This is a genomic window from Kribbella sp. NBC_01505 (assembly GCF_045040285.1).
In the GTDB taxonomy this organism is placed as follows: Bacteria; Actinomycetota; Actinomycetes; order Propionibacteriales; family Kribbellaceae; genus Kribbella.
Genome location: NZ_CP109425.1, coordinates 273,764 through 289,016, shown reverse-complemented (window position 1 = coordinate 289,016; position 15,253 = coordinate 273,764). Strand labels below are relative to the sequence as shown.

General features: G+C 68.3%; 19 protein-coding genes. 10 read left to right on the top strand and 9 right to left on the bottom strand.

Annotated elements, in window-relative coordinates; translation table 11 throughout:
- Positions 1-82: 82 nt before the first annotated feature.
- The gene (locus tag OG474_RS01095) at positions 83-784 is read left to right on the top strand and encodes a DJ-1/PfpI family protein (protein WP_405060260.1); all 702 of its coding nucleotides are present in this window, start codon (positions 83-85) and stop codon (positions 782-784) included.
- Positions 785-791: 7 nt separating this feature from the next.
- Here the strand turns inward: OG474_RS01095 and OG474_RS01090 are convergent, their stop codons facing one another.
- Positions 792-1,586, bottom strand: a complete 795-nt coding sequence (locus tag OG474_RS01090) for an SDR family NAD(P)-dependent oxidoreductase (RefSeq protein WP_405060259.1) — start codon at positions 1,584-1,586, stop codon at positions 792-794.
- An 85-nt stretch (positions 1,587-1,671) separates the two neighbouring features.
- On the opposite strand from OG474_RS01090, the gene OG474_RS01085 reads away from it, so the two are divergent.
- On the top strand, positions 1,672-2,124 hold the full coding sequence (locus OG474_RS01085; protein ID WP_405060258.1) for a MarR family winged helix-turn-helix transcriptional regulator: 453 nt from the start codon (positions 1,672-1,674) through the stop codon (positions 2,122-2,124).
- A gap of 202 nt (positions 2,125-2,326) precedes the next feature.
- Positions 2,327-2,860 (top strand): orotate phosphoribosyltransferase, encoded by a 534-nt coding sequence (locus tag OG474_RS01080; RefSeq protein ID WP_405060257.1) that lies wholly within the window; start codon positions 2,327-2,329, stop codon positions 2,858-2,860.
- Between the two features lie 330 nt (positions 2,861-3,190).
- Here OG474_RS01080 and OG474_RS01075 read toward each other — a convergent pair whose 3' ends face one another.
- The 3 genes from OG474_RS01075 to OG474_RS01065 form a co-directional block, all read right to left on the bottom strand.
- A complete protein-coding gene (locus tag OG474_RS01075) occupies positions 3,191-3,439 on the bottom strand; it encodes a hypothetical protein (RefSeq protein WP_405060256.1) in 249 nt (82 codons plus the stop codon).
- A gap of 37 nt (positions 3,440-3,476) precedes the next feature.
- On the bottom strand, positions 3,477-3,974 hold the full coding sequence (locus OG474_RS01070) for an FBP domain-containing protein (protein ID WP_405060255.1): 498 nt from the start codon (positions 3,972-3,974) through the stop codon (positions 3,477-3,479).
- A gap of 73 nt (positions 3,975-4,047) precedes the next feature.
- Positions 4,048-4,488: an SRPBCC domain-containing protein gene (locus tag OG474_RS01065; RefSeq protein WP_405060254.1), complete on the bottom strand. Its 441-nt coding sequence runs from the start codon at positions 4,486-4,488 to the stop codon at positions 4,048-4,050.
- 134 nt (positions 4,489-4,622) lie between these two features.
- On the opposite strand from OG474_RS01065, the gene OG474_RS01060 reads away from it, so the two are divergent.
- Positions 4,623-5,108, top strand: coding sequence for a hypothetical protein (locus OG474_RS01060; protein WP_405060253.1), 486 nt, complete (start codon positions 4,623-4,625; stop codon positions 5,106-5,108).
- A gap of 95 nt (positions 5,109-5,203) precedes the next feature.
- Here OG474_RS01060 and OG474_RS01055 read toward each other — a convergent pair whose 3' ends face one another.
- Positions 5,204-5,755 (bottom strand): hypothetical protein, encoded by a 552-nt coding sequence (locus OG474_RS01055; protein WP_405060252.1) that lies wholly within the window; start codon positions 5,753-5,755, stop codon positions 5,204-5,206.
- 186 nt (positions 5,756-5,941) lie between these two features.
- Between OG474_RS01055 and OG474_RS01050 the strand changes: the two genes are divergently transcribed.
- From OG474_RS01050 to OG474_RS01035, 4 genes are read left to right on the top strand one after another with little or no spacing between them, the layout of a single operon-like run.
- On the top strand, positions 5,942-6,502 hold the full coding sequence (locus OG474_RS01050) for a hypothetical protein (protein ID WP_405060250.1): 561 nt from the start codon (positions 5,942-5,944) through the stop codon (positions 6,500-6,502).
- Positions 6,503-6,514: 12 nt separating this feature from the next.
- Positions 6,515-7,741 carry a sensor histidine kinase gene (locus OG474_RS01045; protein ID WP_405060249.1) on the top strand — a complete coding sequence of 409 codons (1,227 nt, stop codon included), beginning with the start codon at positions 6,515-6,517 and terminating at the stop codon, positions 7,739-7,741.
- Positions 7,738-8,394, top strand: a complete 657-nt coding sequence (locus OG474_RS01040) for a response regulator (protein WP_405060248.1) — start codon at positions 7,738-7,740, stop codon at positions 8,392-8,394. The genes OG474_RS01045 and OG474_RS01040 overlap by 4 nt, the downstream gene beginning before the upstream one ends.
- A gap of 4 nt (positions 8,395-8,398) precedes the next feature.
- Positions 8,399-8,785, top strand: coding sequence for an MmcQ/YjbR family DNA-binding protein (locus OG474_RS01035; RefSeq protein WP_405060247.1), 387 nt, complete (start codon positions 8,399-8,401; stop codon positions 8,783-8,785).
- On the opposite strand, the gene OG474_RS01030 is transcribed toward OG474_RS01035, so the two are convergent.
- Complete coding sequence (locus tag OG474_RS01030) at positions 8,744-9,412, bottom strand: maleylpyruvate isomerase N-terminal domain-containing protein (protein ID WP_405060246.1); 669 nt, start codon at positions 9,410-9,412, stop codon at positions 8,744-8,746. The genes OG474_RS01035 and OG474_RS01030 overlap by 42 nt on opposite strands.
- A 95-nt stretch (positions 9,413-9,507) precedes the next feature.
- Here OG474_RS01030 and pgm point away from each other — a divergent pair, with 95 nt between their 5' ends.
- Positions 9,508-11,133, top strand: coding sequence for a phosphoglucomutase (alpha-D-glucose-1,6-bisphosphate-dependent) (gene pgm / locus OG474_RS01025; RefSeq protein ID WP_405060245.1), 1,626 nt, complete (start codon positions 9,508-9,510; stop codon positions 11,131-11,133).
- On the opposite strand, the gene OG474_RS01020 is transcribed toward pgm, so the two are convergent.
- Positions 11,130-11,513, bottom strand: a complete 384-nt coding sequence (locus OG474_RS01020) for a DUF3037 domain-containing protein (RefSeq protein WP_405060244.1) — start codon at positions 11,511-11,513, stop codon at positions 11,130-11,132. The genes pgm and OG474_RS01020 overlap by 4 nt on opposite strands.
- Positions 11,510-12,247, bottom strand: coding sequence for a HipA family kinase (locus tag OG474_RS01015; RefSeq protein ID WP_405060243.1), 738 nt, complete (start codon positions 12,245-12,247; stop codon positions 11,510-11,512). Before OG474_RS01015 ends, OG474_RS01020 begins: the two co-directional genes overlap by 4 nt.
- Positions 12,248-12,289: 42 nt before the next feature.
- Here OG474_RS01015 and OG474_RS01010 point away from each other — a divergent pair, with 42 nt between their 5' ends.
- Entirely contained in the window at positions 12,290-13,348 is a 1,059-nt protein-coding gene (locus tag OG474_RS01010; RefSeq protein WP_405060242.1) for a glutamate--cysteine ligase, read from the top strand.
- A 55-nt stretch (positions 13,349-13,403) separates the two neighbouring features.
- On the opposite strand, the gene OG474_RS01005 is transcribed toward OG474_RS01010, so the two are convergent.
- Positions 13,404-15,185, bottom strand: coding sequence for a glycerophosphodiester phosphodiesterase family protein (locus OG474_RS01005; protein ID WP_405060241.1), 1,782 nt, complete (start codon positions 15,183-15,185; stop codon positions 13,404-13,406).
- Positions 15,186-15,253 lie beyond the last annotated feature (68 nt).

Sequence of the window (15,253 nt, the reverse complement as noted above, 5' to 3'; positions counted from 1 at the left end):
ACCGATATCCTTGAGATGCTCAAGCATATCGCTTAGTTTGGCAACTCAAGGAGTACGTCAGTCATCACGAAGGGAGCTCACGATGATCGCAACGACCCGACCGAAGGTCGCGATGCTGCTCTATCCCGGACTCACCCTGCTCGACCTGGTCGCGCCGCATGCCGCGTTCGCCGGCGCGATGGAGACCCACCTGGTCTGGAAAACGACCGATCCGGTGCAGTCGGACTCCGGCGTCGTCCTGCACCCGACGACCACCTTCGAGGACTGCCCGGCCGATCTCGACGTCCTGTTCGTCCCCGGCGGTATGGGGCAGGCGCCGGTTGCTGCGGATGAGGACGTCCTGAAGTTCCTCGCCGACCGTGGCGCGCGTGCGCAGTACGTCACCTCTGTCTGTGGTGGTTCGCTGATCCTCGGTGCGGCCGGACTGCTGCGTGGGTATCGGGCGACCTCTCACTGGAGTGGTGTCGAGGTGCTGGCACGGTTCGGTGCGGAGTACGCCGAGGGGCGGGTGGTGGTCGACCGCAATCGGATCACCGGCGGTGGCGTGACAGCCGGCCTCGACTTCGGCCTCGTGGTGCTGGCGCAACTGCTGGGGGAGGAGGTCGCCAAGGTGACGCAGTTGATGCTCGAGTACGCGCCGGAGCCGCCTTTCGATGCGGGCACGCCTGAGACTGCGGGACCTGAGCTCACCGCGATGGCTCGTGCGGGCAATGGGCAGGTGAATGACGAGATGATCGCTGTCGCTGAAGAGCTTGCGGCGAAGGGATGGGGGCGTGCAGCCTGATCGGGCGTCAGTGGGCGGCTGTGGTTCTCTTCATGATGCGGGTGGCCATGGCGAGGACCAGGGGTTCCGGTAAGCGGGAGCCGATGCGGGCGACGAGGTTGTTGAGGCGGCCGTCCACTACGGATGCCTTGCGGTTGCCGAGTGCCTTGAGGGCTGTGGCGACAACCTGGTCGGGAGTGCGCATCTTGCCCAGGGGTGAGGTCTGGCCGCTGGTCATGGGGGTTGCGGTCGGGCCGGGGCAGAGTGCGAAGACCCGGACGCCCCTGTCCGTGTTCTCGGCGTGCACGGCCTGGGTGAACGAGAGAATGAAGGCTGCGCTTGCCGTACGCGCTGCCATGTACGGTCCGGGCTGGAACGCGCCGGTGCCGGCGATGTTGATGATCACGCCGCCGCCGCGGGCGATCATCGGCGGCAGTGCCCGGACGGTGTTCTCCATGATCACCTCGACGTTGAGGTTGACGATGCCGGGGACCTGGTCTGGATCCAGCTCCGCGGTTGGGCCAAGGGAGCTGAAGCCAGCGTTGTTGACGAGGAAATCGACTGAGCGGCCGAGGTCGGACACGCGCTGGAAGAGTCTTGCTGACGCATTGGGGGTCGAGAGGTCGAGCTGCATGGTGAACACGTCGAGTTGGTGCTTGGCCCGAAGGTCCGCCGCCAGCGCGTCCAGCTTGTCGAGCGATCGCGCGACGAGGATCAGGTGCGCACCTCGTGCGGCAAGTTGGCGCGCGAACTCCGCGCCGATGCCGGTCGACGCCCCGGTGACCAGGGCTGTCCGGCCGGCGATGAGGGTCGGGTCGTGCATGGCTGCTCCTCGGATTGCTTGAGTAAGTCAAGTACTTTGGTACTTTAGCAGCTCAATGAACAAGTCAAGAGGTACGCTCGCCGGTATGAATTCGCAGGAGATCCACGCGCTGCTGGTCGACCAGCTGATCGGGCTGGGGCCGCTGGTGACGGGCATCATGAAAGGTGTGGTCGACGAGGTCGGCCTGACCGAGTCGCAGGCGAATCTCCTCTGGCTGATCCCGCCCGATGCGGGTCCGGTGCCGATGAAGCAACTCGCCGCCCGGCTGCACTGCGACCCGTCGAACGTCACCCTCCTGGCAGCGAAACTCGAGGAGCGAGGACTCGCCCGCCGAGCGGCCCACCCCGACGACGGCCGCGTCCGCACCCTCGTGCTCACCCCAGCCGGCCGCAAGATCCGCCAGCGCCTCCTGACCAACGCTTACACCCGTTCCCCGTTCGGCACGCTCACCGAGAAGGAACAGTTGCAACTCCACACCCTGATGGCAAAAGCCCTCTCCGGGTACGCCGCAGACCGCGCCTCCCGCACCCTGGGCTAGGAATGGTGGCGTGTCACCATGAGTCGATGGTGACGGGAGCGGGGGAACTGCGATGAGTGGCGTCAGCGCTGGAAGCTTGAACAAGTTCGGGGAAGGGCTCTCGCCGGGGTTGATCGGGGTTGAGATCGTCTCGGTGGATGCGTTCCGGCGACTGCTACCGCCGGAGGAGATACGGCAGCAGCACGCGAGTTAGGGTGCGGGCGTGGAGATTGCTGAGCTGGGGCGACGGGTTTATCAGACTGCGCATCTGACCGGGGAGTTTCTGCTGCGGTCGGGGCAGGTGACGGGGGAGTACTTCGACAAGTACCAGTTCGAGGCTGATCCGGTGCTGCTGGATGAGCTCGCCGCGGCGATGGTCGCGCTGGTGCCGGCCGACACCGAGGTGCTGGCCGGGCTGGAGCTCGGCGGGATCCCGGTGGTGACGGCGCTCAGCCGGCACACGGGTTTGCCGTGCGCGTTCGTCCGCAAGCAGGCGAAGCCGTACGGAACGCTCCGGCTGGCCGAGGGTGCGGCTGTCGGCGGCCGGCGTGTGACGATCGTCGAAGACGTCGTGACGACCGGCGGTCAGATCGTCCTGTCGACGAAAGACCTCCGCGCCGAAGGTGCCGAGATCAACCACGCCGTCTGCGTCATCAACCGAAACCCCACCACGCCAACCCCCTTGACCGAAGCCGGCCTCACCCTCCACCCACTGCTTACGCCTGCCGACCTCGGTCCCACCCAGCAAGCCAAATAGGCAACCACCGCCACCCCCGCTTCGCTGTCCCGGGCCGTAACTGGTGGCCGGGCGTCGGGCGTGGTGGCTTGAGACAGGTTGTGGTGGCAGGAGACTCCGCACCACAGGTCTCCGGGCCTGACTGTCTGTCCCAGGCCATCGCTGGTGGCCGGGGCGGGGTCAGGCGCCGGTTGTCGGGGGCGTCGACATCGCGGGGTGGGCTTGAACAAGTTATGACTTGTTCACGCCCACCAGTTCCTGTTCCAACCCCCGGCTGTTCCAACCCCCGGTTGTTCTGACCCCCGGTTGTTCTGACCCCCGGCTGTGTATTCGGGCGGGGGATGTGTGCGGTCAGTCTTCGGCTTCTTCTATTTCGAAGCGGAGTTGTTTGCCGGAGCGGATGCGTTCTACGGCGGCAAGGCAGGCGGGTTCGCTCATGTGGACGCCGATCTCGGCGAGCTTGTGCAGGAGCACTCGGGCGGCGTCTTCGGCGGAGCGGGCGCTGGTCTCGTTGATCGCCTCGATGGTGGTGGCGGTGAGTCGCTCGCGGATGTCCGGGTGCGCCTCGTGAACCTCGTGGGTGATCCTGAACTCCGTCATGCGAGCAGCGTAGTGCCCAGATCGTCGGTTCAGGTGCTCAGGCCAGGACGCGTGCCACGAAGGTGTCGAGGCGAGTGCTGAGGCGGTCGACGCGGAGCTCGGACGAGATGGTCTCGCCCTGCGGTACGGCGAGCTCGCGGAGGCCGCGGAGGTAGAGGGAGCAGGCGAGGTCGGCGCAGATGTAGGAGCCGACCGTGTTGCCTTCGCGGCCCGCTGTCCCGGCGCGGCGGGCGGCGAACAGGGCGACGTCGGTGACCGGGTGGGCGGTGTTGCAGAGGTCGCAGAGGCCGGTGCCGCGACGGGGCTTGCCGGTCGCCTGGGTGCTGAGGGCGATCGCGGTCACCGCACCGTCCCGCCGTACGACGAGGTAGCCGCGGTTGGGGGCCTTCGCGTCACGCCAGCCGAGGAAGTCGAGCGACTCCCAGGGCAGCTCGGTGAAGCCGTGGGGTGGCGTCATCGCCTTCGCCTGACTCTTGGTCGAGTTGACGAAGGAGCGTCTGATCTCGTCGATGCCGATCGGTTCCACGCCGCCCATGAGACCCAACCGAGCGCCTCGGCCGCAACCGAATTAGCCGCACCACAAAGACCGCAGGTGGTTGCCGACGGCATCAGCCGTCGAGATAGCCGGTACTGCGGGAGCCGTCGTGGTTGCGGAGGTCGACCCCGAAGTCGACCCAGGCCTTGAGCCGCAGCAGGACCGAGATGTCGTCGCTGAGGTGCGGTCCGGCCTGGCCGGTCACGGTGAGGTCGGTCCCGCCGGTCTCGTCCGGGAGCAGGTCGAAGCTGAGGCTCCGCTCGCCGTGCCAGGTGAACCGGTAGCGCCGGTCCTGGATCGCTTCCTCGATCCGGGCCTCGGTGCTGTGGCCGCTGGGGAAGCTGAAGTTGATGACTCCGTCGACCTCCGGGGCGTCGGCCCAGTACCGCGACCGGCCGCCCGGCGTACTGAGCGCGCGGTAGACGTCGCTCGGGCCGGATTTGAAATGCAGTTTCCAGGTGGGCAACTGGAACACCTTTCGCTTGTCGACGTCGTCGATTGTCGCCGACCGCACCGGACGAGGTTGTGGCCTAGACCAAGATTACGCCGTTGTGTGGCGGTGCGGTCACGATCGGAGTGGCCGCGTTCGGCCTCGCGAACCGCTGGGAACACTTGACCACAAGTGCGACGAGGGCGAGGGGTCCGCCGATGTTCGACACACAAATCACACGTTGGCTGTTCGGTCGTGCGCGGGGAAGGCAGGAGCGGTTTCCGCCGCGGGGGACGAGTTCGCGGGTCAGCCGGCTCGCGGACCGGTACGACGCCGAAGTCGATGCCGCGTTGCAGCGGCTCTGGCCGAAGGCGCGGATCTATCACGACCGCGAGTTCACCCGGGATCGGGCCGACTTCCTGCTCGTCGTGCGTGGGCGCGGGGTGATGGTCGAGACCAAGGTGAAGAGCGATCCGGGCGTGTTCCGCGGGTCGACGCTGCCGCCGTTGCTCGATCGGCTGCAACGGGACGGGCGGCGGCTGATCGTCGTACTGAATCAGGGCGATCCGACTCCGGCAAGAGCGCTGGTCGCGGACAAGCTCGGCGACAAGGGATGCGTGGTGGTCTGGTCGGGACCGCAGCACGACGCCGACCTGCACGGTGCTGTCGAGGCACTCCTGCAGCAGATGGTCCGCCACCAGTAGGCCGAAGTGAAGCGGCGCGGAGAGGGGCGTCTCCGCGCCGCTGGCTTCGGACCGCGAGGTGTGCCGATTGGCGGCGAACCGAAGGTCTGACTCCGCTAGCAGGATGTCGGTGCGGTGCTGCCGCCGTCGACGATCCAGCGGGAGTTCTGCTGCTGGACGCGCATGTGGTCGAGCCAGCGGGTGGGCGTGGCGGTCGGGAGGACCGAGCGGCCGGTCGCGTCCACGGTCCGGGCGGCGGTGGTGTCGTAGCAAGCGGTCACGATGACGCCGTTGGAGGCGAGGGTGCGCTTGGCCCAGAGGACTGTGGTGACACCGGTGTTGCGCAGCTGCTTGGAGCGGTAGTACTTCGCCTGGACGCTGATCGACTGGAAGAGCTTCGTCGTCATCAGTGGTTTGAGTTGCGCGGTCTGGACGCCGCCGCTGCGCATCATCTCGTCGAGTGCGACGCGATAGTCGTAATACGCGTTGACGACGGGGTCGTCGGAGCTGACAGCGGGACCGCTGACCTGCTCGGTGAGACCTACTTTGGACACCTTCTGGGCGCCCGCGGACGAGGCGGCGACGTCGGACGACGCCTCGTTACCGCAACCGGCGAGAACCATCACCGGGACGAGAACGGCGGAAACTGCCAGACTCCGAATGCGCATGCCGATCCTCCACTCTGGCCGCGCGCCGTCGACGCAGAACGTCATTCGGCACTGACCGTGTAACGCGATCGCACGGACCGTGGTCACTGTGACCTGGGTCACATCGCACCCCCTACCGGGGTACTGGACCGGAGTTGGCTCTCTGGCTGGAGGTGCCGGCGGCGCCCGATTCCTAGGCTCGACGACATGACACAGACACTGGTGAACCACCGGACCCGGTCGGTGCCGAGGCGGGGCGCCGGAACCGCTCGCCGGGTGCTGAGCTGGATCAAGTGCGACGTACTGCTCGTCCCGACCGGAATTCTGACGATGGCCGACGCCATCACCGGCGAGACCGCGGAGACGAGCCGCCGCTGGGGCAGACCGGCCGACAAGCCGGCCCGTGGATCGGCTGTGTTCGGGATGGGGCTGGCCAGCGCGGTGATGGGACTGATGAGCTGGTTCCTGCTGATGCTCCTCCTGATCTCCGTCGTCCGCGGGCCGTTCTACGGCTTGGTCGAGCACGGCCCGTACGGCCCGGGCACCTGGGGCGGTCCGACCCGAGCAGGCGCCTGGGCGGTGCACGCGGCCGTCTCGATCCCGATCATCGTGCTGATCCCGTTCGTCCTGCGCGGTGTCGCCGCACTGCACGCCGCCCTGGTCCGCACGGTCTACGGCGCCAGTACGGCGAAGTGGGTGCTCCCGGCAACTATCGTGTTCTGCGCCGGGGGCATGCTGTTCTTCTGGTCGTGGATCCAGCAGCTGTGAAAGAGTCCGATCGTGACCGCTGAGCAGCAGACCCGCGGCGCTTGGCCGCGGGGCCGATGGCGCTGGATAGCGGCCGCGGGTGTTGTGGTCCTGTTCGGGCTGTCAGCGCTCGACCTCTACCAGCACTACACCCTGGGCTACGGGTCGTTGGCCGGGGCGTTCGATATCGACCTGGACGCCGGGCCGTTGGCGCTGGGGCTCGGTCTCGGTCGGGCGATCAGTCTGGCGCTGGCCTGGTCGCGGCCACGGCTGGGACTGCTGATCGCGTTGCTGACCACCGCTGTCACAGCGGCCGTCGGTGACGCGGTCAGCCCGAGCGAACCCTGGCCGTGGGCCGCCACGGCCGTTTTCGGATACGCGACCGTCCTCGCTATCGGTGGTGCCCGCGGCCTGACGAGAGGCCAGCTCATCCGCTGGTGGTTCGTCGCCCAGCTGCTGTCCGTCGTCGCCTATGCGCCGAGCTGGACCACCACCAACCTCGCACCCGGGATCGTCATGGCCGTCGTCTCGGCGACCGGGGCGGTGCTCGGCAGTCTGCTCAGGTCGCGGTCCGAGGCACGGTGGCGGCTGGCCGAGCAGGAGGTCATCAGTGAGACCGAACGCAGTGAGCGGGCTCGCCTCCAGGAACGCGCCCGGATCGCTCGCGAGCTGCACGATGTCGTCGCCCACCACCTGTCCGTGGTCGTCGTGCGAGCCGACAGTGCGCCACACCGGTTGACCGCGTTGCCGGCCGAGGTTCAGCAGGAGTTCGCCGAGATCGGTGAGGCCGCCCGGGCGTCGCTGACCGAGATGCGCCGCGTACTGCGCCTTCTCCGCGATGACGAGCCGGAGCCCGAACTCGAACCGCAACCCGGTCTCGCCCAGATCCCGGAGCTGATCAACAGCGCTCGCCAGGCCGGCGCCGACGTACAGCTGAAGGGTGTGGTCGTCAGCGAGGTCGACCCGGCGGTGCAGCTGACCGCGTACCGGGTCGTGCAGGAGGCCTTGAGCAACGCAGTCCGGCACGCGCCGGGGGCGACGGCCCAGGTCGCCATCGGCCGCTCCGCGAGTGCGCTCATCGTCAGGGTGGAGAACGGGCCCGGCACACCCGCGCCGATCGTGGCCGGGAGCGGGCACGGGTTGATCGGAATGCGAGAGCGCGTCGAGCTGGTCGACGGCACCATGACAGCAGGCGCGACCTCCGACGGTGGTTATCTGGTCGAGGTCGCCCTACCCATCGGAGAGGACGGCGGTTCGTGACGATCCGCGTGCTGGTCGTGGACGACCAGGAGATGGTGCGGGCGGGCTTCGGCGCACTGCTGAACGCCCAGCCCGATATCGAGGTGGTCGGTCAGGCCGGCGACGGCGCCGAGGCGATCAAAGTGGCGGCCGAGCTCAGTCCGGACGTGATCCTGATGGACGTGCGGATGCCGGTCATGGACGGTCTGGCGGCGGCTCGCGAGATCCTGTCCGGTCCGGACGCGCCGCGGGTGATCATGCTGACCACCTTCGACCTCGACGACTACGTTTACGCCGCTCTGCGCGCAGGCGCGAGTGGGTTCCTGCTGAAGCACTCGACCCCGGATGAGCTGGCAGGAGCGGTCCGGGTGGTCGCGGCCGGTGACGCATTGCTCGCGCCGTCGGTGACCCGCCGGCTGGTCGAGGACTTCACCCGCGCCCAGCCGGTCGCCACGACCGCCCCGGACAAGCTCACTCCGCGCGAGACCGACGTACTGCGGCTGGTTGCGCGCGGGCTGTCCAACCGGCAGATCGCGGCCGAGCTGGTGGTCGCCGAGCAGACGGTGAAGTCGCACGTGAGCAATATCCTCACCAAGCTCGACCTGCGGGATCGCGCGCAAGCGGTTGTTTTCGCCTATGAGGCCGGTGTCGTGGTCCCGGGTCCGCGACACTGAGGTCATGGACGTACTGGAGCGGCTCCGGGCGCTATGCCTGGCGATGCCGGAGGCGACCGAGCGGTTGAGTCATGGCGAGCCGACGTGGTTCGTGCGGGACAAGAAGGTGTTCGTGATGTTCGCGAACCAGCACCACGACGACCGGGTCGGGCTGTGGTGCGCGGCGCCGCCCGGCGTCCAGGAGTCGCTGGTCGCTGACGACCCCGAGCACTTCTACCGCCCGCCGTACGTCGGTCATCGCGGCTGGCTCGGGGTCTACCTGGACGTCGACGACGTCGACTGGGACCACCTGGCGGACCTCGTCGAGAACGCCTTCCGCCAGATCGCCCCGAAGACGCTGGTCGCGCAGCTAGTCGACGAGCGGGAGCGGCGTCTGGGGGAGCCGCGGTAGCTCGACACTCCACGCCGCGGCATGCTCGGGGTCGGTCCACGCCCAGGACTCGATCTGCGCCGGGCTGCGCCGCCCGAAGAGCGCACGGAACAGCTCGTACGACGACGTGCGCACTTCGGCAGGTGGTGCGTCGCCGGCGAGGTGGAAGGTGCCGTCCGGCGTGATCACGGTCAGCGGGCCGGACGCGTGGCTCTCGACCCAGGCGATGGTCGCGAGCCAGAGTTCCGCCGGCGGACGACCGGTCCCGAGCAGGCCGTGCAGATCCGCTTCATGGGTACCCGCGTCGACCCACGGATTACAGACCAACGGATGCGACGTCGTACCGCCCGCGACGACCTGCTCCAAGGCACGGCCGCTAAACGCCCACTCGTCGAGCACCTCTGCGATCGGGCGGTCGCGCCGCTCATCCACCTGGACGGCCGTCCAGGGCGGCTGCGGTGCTCCGTCCAGGTTGCCGGCGGTGAAGTCGGCCGCCACCCCGGCGAGGTGCGAGACGAGGTTGTGCACCGTCCACTCCGGGCAGGCCGGCACGGTCTGATTCAGGCTCGCGGCGTCGAGTTCGCGGACCGCCGCGATCACCCGCGCGCGGGCCTCGGCGTACAGGGTGACGCTGGTTGTCGGGTCCATTGGTTGCCTCCCCAAATAATCGACACTGCCCACCTGACGAACGAGCGTAGGCGAGATCGACACACACCGGCCGGATGGTGTGCTTGCATGTGGTCATGCACCCACGCGCAGGCCAGCCCGCCCAGCCCGGCGATCTCGTCGACGTCGACGCACTGCTCACGGCGTACGACAGCATCACGCCGGACGTCGAGAATCCCGCCCAGAAGGTCGTCTTCGGTACGTCGGGCCATCGTGGCTCGAGTTTGGACGGAGCCTTCAACGAGGCGCACATCCTGGCCATCACCCAGGCGATCTGCGAGTACCGGGCCGGTGAGGGGACCAGCGGTCCGCTCCTGGTCGGCCGCGACAGCCACGGTCTCTCCGAGCCGGCCTGGCGGACGGTCCTCGAGGTGCTCGCGGGGAACGACGTACAGACGCTGGTCGACAGTGAGGACCGGCTGACGCCGACTCCGGGCGTCTCGCACGCGATCCTGCGGCTGAACCGCGTCGAGAGCGCGGGGGCGGACGGCATCGTCATCACGCCGTCGCACAACCCGCCGCGCGACGGCGGCATCAAGTACAACCCGCCGCACGGTGGCCCGGCCGACTCCGATGCGACCGGCTGGATCGCCAACCGGGCGAACGAGCTGATCGCCGGCGGCAACCGCGAGGTTCGTCGCAAGCCCTTCGAGCAGGCGCGGCAGCACGCCGGTTCCTACGACTTCCTCGGTCACTACGTCGACGACCTGCCGTCCGTGCTGAACCTGGACGCCATCCGCGAGGCCGGGGTCCGGATCGGCGCCGACCCGCTCGGTGGGGCGAGCGTCGACTACTGGGCCGCGATCGCCGAGCGGCATCGCCTCGACCTGACCGTGGTGAACCCGCGGATCGACCCGGCGTGGTCGTTCATGACGCTGGATCACGACGGCAAGATCCGGATGGACTGCTCCTCGCCGTACGCGATGGCGTCCCTGGTCGCCCAGAAGGACCGGTACGACGTCGCCACGGGGAACGACGCGGATTCGGATCGGCACGGCATCGTCACCCCGGACGCCGGGCTGATGAACCCGAACCACTACCTGGCCGTCGCGATCTCGTATCTCTTCGCCAACCGGCAGTGGGGTCCGGACGTGGCCGTCGGCAAGACGCTGGTGTCGTCGTCGCTGATCGACCGCGTGGTCGCCGATCTCGGCCGGCGGCTGTGGGAGGTTCCGGTCGGCTTCAAGTGGTTCGTGCCGGGCCTGATCGACGGGTCGGTCGGCTTCGGTGGTGAGGAGTCGGCGGGCGCGAGCTTCCTGCGCTTCGACGGCACGGTCTGGACGACGGACAAGGACGGCATCCTGCTCGCGCTGCTGGCGAGCGAGATCACCGCGGTCACCGGCGAGACGCCGTCCCAGGCGCACGCCAAACTCGTCGAGCGGTTCGGAGCCTCGGCGTACTCGCGGGTCGATGCACCGGCGACCCGCGATCAGAAGGCCAAGCTCTCGGGGCTGTCGGCCGACGCGGTCACGGCGACCGAGCTGGCCGGTGAGCCGATCGTCGACCGGCTGACCAGCGCACCCGGGAACGGTGCCGCGATCGGTGGGCTCAAGGTGACGACCGAGTCGGCGTGGTTCGCCGCGCGGCCGTCCGGCACCGAGGACCTCTACAAGATCTACGGCGAGTCGTTCAAGGGCGCCGAGCACCTCGAAGAGGTCTTCGTCGAGGCCCGCGACGTCGTGTCGAAGGCCTTGGAGAGCTAGCGAACAAACGCTTCGAGTAGCCGATCCAGATCCGCGGCGGGCGCGTTGGTGAGCCCGCTGTGGATCGGGCTCGGGTGCACGACCGTACTGCGCGGTGCGGCCAGCCACCGGAATCGCTCACCGATCCGGGTTGCCGCAGCCGGGCCGCCGGCGGGATCACCGGCGCAGATGGTCCGGATGTGTTCCAGTGACGCGCACACAACCTCCACGTCAACGGCCGGGTCCAGCGCGCGGAGCCGGTCCGGTTCGACGTCCCAGGCGGCGCCGAGGAAGTCGAGCCCGCGGCAGTAGAGCACCGCGCCCACGTTGACGAACTCGCCACGATGGATGCGCGGCGCGGCGCGCAGGATCACGTAGTCGAACGGAACCAGATCGCTCATGCCGCACCACCCGGCTGCCAAGCGGCCCGCTGCTCCAGCCGCGCGAGGAGATGCCCGAGATAGCGCTCTCTGTCGCCTTCCCCGAGCCACTCGTCCGGCACCAGCGCGATCACCTCGGTGAGCAGTTCAGGCGTGATCGCAGCGGCCAACTCATCCGCGATCGCCGGTACGCCGGGAGCTGCCGACGAGAACACGTGGTCATCGGCGTCGTACGCGAGCGTGGCGAACTTCTCCTCCGACATCCAGGAGTGGTGGAAGTACAGGGCCGCGCCGTGATCGATCAGCCAGAGTTGTTTGTGCCAGACCAGCAGGTTGGTGTTGCGCCAGGACCGGTCGACGTTCGCGACGAAGGCATCCAGCCAGAGGATCTTGGCCATGCCCTCGTCACCAGGGTTGCCGGCCGAGCCGTCGTACCCGAAGGAGCCGGGCAGGAAGTCGACGGCCAGGTTGAGCCCGGCGCTGTTCGTGAGCAGCGTCTGCACCTCGTAGTCCGGCTCCGACTTGCCGATCACCGGATCGAGCAGGATCAGCTTCAGCTCCGGCACCCGCAGGCCGAGCCGCCGGAACAGCTCACCGACGATCACCTCGGCGACCAGCGCCTTCGGGCCTTGGCCGGCGCCGTGGAACTTGATCACGTACGTGCCCAGATCGTTGCCCTCGACAACACCGGGCAGCGACCCTCCTTCGCGCAGCGGCAGCACGTACCGGGTAGCGGTGACGATCGGCAGACTCACGGCGCCGAGCCTACTTCGTTTCCGGACGGGTACCGGTCACGGGTGAAGCATCCGTCCATCGGCGTCGAAGAAGAACTCCTGCTGGTGTCCGCCACCGGCGACCCGTTACCCCGCAGTCAAGCCGTCGTCGACGAACTCCCCGACCTCGACGTCACTCTCGAACTCACCCGCGCCCAGATCGAGATCAACAGTCCGGTCTGCGACTCCGCGGCCGACCTGCACCGCGCGTTGACGAGTATGCGCGCCGAGCTTGCCACCGCCGCACATGGCGAGGGCGCCCGCCTGCTGGCGATCGCCGTACCGCCGGCTGGTGAGGCTGCGCAGCTGGTGACCAAGCAGCCCCGGTACCGCGAGATGGCGGATAGGTACGGTCTGCTCGCTCGGGAGCAGGGTGTCTGTGGATGCCACGTGCATGTGGATGTGCCGGACGAGGAGGCTGCGGTCCGCGTTTCTAATCACCTGCGGCCGTGGCTGCCTTCCCTGTTGGCGCTGACGGCCAATTCGCCGGTCTACCTCGGGCAGGACACCGGGTTCGCGAGTTGGCGGTGGGTGATGTGGTCGCGTTGGCCGAGCGCCGGACCGCCGCCGTACCTGGAGTCAGCCGAGCACTATCGGGCTTTGGTCGCGATGCACGTCGCGGTCGGAACGGTCATGGACGAGCAGATGATTTATTGGGACGTCCGTCCCTCGTCCCATCTGCCCACGATCGAGCTGCGCGTGAGCGACGTACCGATGACTGTCGACGAGACCGTGTTGCTTGCGACGCTGAGTCGCGCGCTGGTGATGACAGCGCTCGCCGATGGCGGTCTGGGGCCGACCGTGCAGCCGGAGATTCTCCGCGCGGGCTACTGGTTGGCCGCGCGCGACGGACTGACCGGAGGCTCGGTCGACGTCGCGACGGGGGACTTGCTGCCCGTGGCCGAGCTGCTGACGAAACTGACGCAGTACGTCGGTCCGGCGCTGCAGGAGTTGGGTGAGGAGGAGCTGGTCGCCGACGGGATCGCGCGAGCGCTCTCCGAAGGCAATGGCGCGATTCGGCAGCAGCAGATGTTCCGCGCGGGCGGCGATGTCGTTGCGCTGACCGAGGTCGATCCCAGCTAGGTGAGCGGCTCGACACACGGGTCGTGCCGGCCGCACACCTCTACCAAGTCCGGTACTAACGGTCCCGCAGGAACGACTCGAGGCCGTGGAGGTCGTCGGTGTTGATGTGGTCCACGCCGGCTGCTGCGAGCTCGGACCAGAGTGCGTCGCGGGCGGCGCCGCGGGTGTCCGGGGTGGCCCAGAAGCGGACGCGGTAGCCGGCGTGGTGGGCGGTCAGGACGATCTCGCGGAGCTTCGCCTGCTCGGCGGTCGGCATCGGGCCGACGCCGGTCCAGGTGAAGTTGTTGGTCCAGTTGTCGCTGACCAGGGGCATCAGTGACGCAGGCATCCCCGAGCTGAGGTCGCTCAGGCGGCCGTCGTACCCGGCGTACCGGATCTTCTGGGCCTTGAGGACGTCGAGCGGCCGGTTGCCGCTGATCACCGAGGTGACCGCGCCCTTGAGGACGTGGCCGTTGGCGTAGATCGTGCTGATCCCGCGGTACTTGCGCAGGGCCGCATCGACAGCGGCGTACGTCGACGGTCCGTCGCTCTTGATGTCGATCAGCAGCTGGAAGTCGCGGCCGTGGCTATAGACCTGACCGTGGTTCGCCCGGACCCGATCAGCCAGCGGCTTCAGGTACAGGCTCTCCAGCGTGCGACCCGGCTGCGCGTCCTGCTCGTCGTGGGCGACCCGCAGCTCGCCGTCGATCAGCCAGACGTCCGCCTCGACACTGTTGAACCCGCGATCCAGCGCGTCCTGCAACGGCCGCCGGTGGTCGTAGTCGTTGTGCGCATGCGCCGACGGCAGCGCCCGAACCGCCGGAGCGTCGTACGTGCGCGGCAGCCGGAAGCCGTTCTCCTGTACGACGGCGCGCAGCCGATCGGGGTAGTCCGTGATGATCCCGTCGACGCCCTTGTCGATCAGCGACTGCATCGTGGCCGGGTCGTCAATCGTCCACGGGACAACCTTCATGCCGGCCTTGTGCGCCGACTTCACCATCTCCGCGGTCACGTACGGCTTGTAGCCCGGGTCGGTGACCTTGCCGCCCTGCGGGAAGCCGTGCACCGGCGAGATCGCCGACGCTCCGAACGACTTGGTCGCCTTGACCAGGTCACCGCCGAAGTCGTCGATGTCGAGGCCGCCCAGCCAGGGCGACTTGCCCGGCTGACCGGTCTGCAGGAAGTCGTAGTTGGTCAGCGCGACCAGCGGCAGCTCGGGCGCGACCTGGCGCATCCGCATCAGCGAGCCCCAGTCGAAGCTCTGGATCGTCACCTGGCGGCCGATCCGCGCCTTGCGGATCTCCCGCGCGACAACCTGGACGAACTGCTCGCGCGGCGCGGTCTCGCTCGGGGCGCCGGCCTCGACCTTGGTCTCGATGTTCAGCTTCACGCCGTCCGCGTGGTAGCGGTGCACGAGCGCGAAGACCTCGCGCAGCTCGGGCATCTGCGCGCCCGGGTCGGGCTGCTGGAGCGGGAACTCCGGCTGCGGCAGCGAACCGCAGTCGAGCTGCTTGACCTGCTTCAGGCTGAGCGTGTTGATGTACTTGCCGACGTACGGGAACTCAGGGTCGTTCGGCGTGTACGGCGCGGTGTCGCGGCACTTGTTCCCGCCGATCTTGCGATCGTGGGTGACCACGGCGTACCCGTCCTGGGTGATCTGGACGTCGAGCTCGAGGGTGCTGACCCCGACCTCGAGACCGTGGGCGAACGACGCGATCGTGGACTCGACGGTCAGACCGAGGCCGCCGCGGTGGCCCTGGATGTCGAAGCTGCCGCGATGGGCGCCGGCGGGCGCCGCCGGCAGCAGCAGGCCGCCGATCAGGGCGAGCGGCAGCAGCACACGGGGAAGGCGGTGCATGAGGGGTTCCTTCCGGAGGGGGCGATCGTGCTGAGCGTGTCTGGGGAAGGTAACCGACAGAAGGCCGC

What these genes read in the sequence shown, in the direction of transcription:
- OG474_RS01095 (WP_405060260.1), top strand. Translation starts at nt 83, where the DNA reads ATGATCGCAACGACCCGACCGAAGGTCGCGATGCTGCTCTATCCCGGA.
- OG474_RS01090 (WP_405060259.1), bottom strand. Translation starts at nt 1,586, where the DNA reads ATGCACGACCCGACCCTCATCGCCGGCCGGACAGCCCTGGTCACCGGG.
- OG474_RS01085 (WP_405060258.1), top strand. Translation starts at nt 1,672, where the DNA reads ATGAATTCGCAGGAGATCCACGCGCTGCTGGTCGACCAGCTGATCGGG.
- OG474_RS01075 (WP_405060256.1), bottom strand. Translation starts at nt 3,439, where the DNA reads ATGACGGAGTTCAGGATCACCCACGAGGTTCACGAGGCGCACCCGGAC.
- OG474_RS01070 (WP_405060255.1), bottom strand. Translation starts at nt 3,974, where the DNA reads ATGGGCGGCGTGGAACCGATCGGCATCGACGAGATCAGACGCTCCTTC.
- OG474_RS01060 (WP_405060253.1), top strand. Translation starts at nt 4,623, where the DNA reads ATGTTCGACACACAAATCACACGTTGGCTGTTCGGTCGTGCGCGGGGA.
- OG474_RS01055 (WP_405060252.1), bottom strand. Translation starts at nt 5,755, where the DNA reads ATGCGCATTCGGAGTCTGGCAGTTTCCGCCGTTCTCGTCCCGGTGATG.
- OG474_RS01050 (WP_405060250.1), top strand. Translation starts at nt 5,942, where the DNA reads ATGACACAGACACTGGTGAACCACCGGACCCGGTCGGTGCCGAGGCGG.
- OG474_RS01035 (WP_405060247.1), top strand. Translation starts at nt 8,399, where the DNA reads ATGGACGTACTGGAGCGGCTCCGGGCGCTATGCCTGGCGATGCCGGAG.
- OG474_RS01030 (WP_405060246.1), bottom strand. Translation starts at nt 9,412, where the DNA reads ATGGACCCGACAACCAGCGTCACCCTGTACGCCGAGGCCCGCGCGCGG.
- pgm (WP_405060245.1), top strand. Translation starts at nt 9,508, where the DNA reads ATGCACCCACGCGCAGGCCAGCCCGCCCAGCCCGGCGATCTCGTCGAC.
- OG474_RS01020 (WP_405060244.1), bottom strand. Translation starts at nt 11,513, where the DNA reads ATGAGCGATCTGGTTCCGTTCGACTACGTGATCCTGCGCGCCGCGCCG.
- OG474_RS01005 (WP_405060241.1), bottom strand. Translation starts at nt 15,185, where the DNA reads ATGCACCGCCTTCCCCGTGTGCTGCTGCCGCTCGCCCTGATCGGCGGC.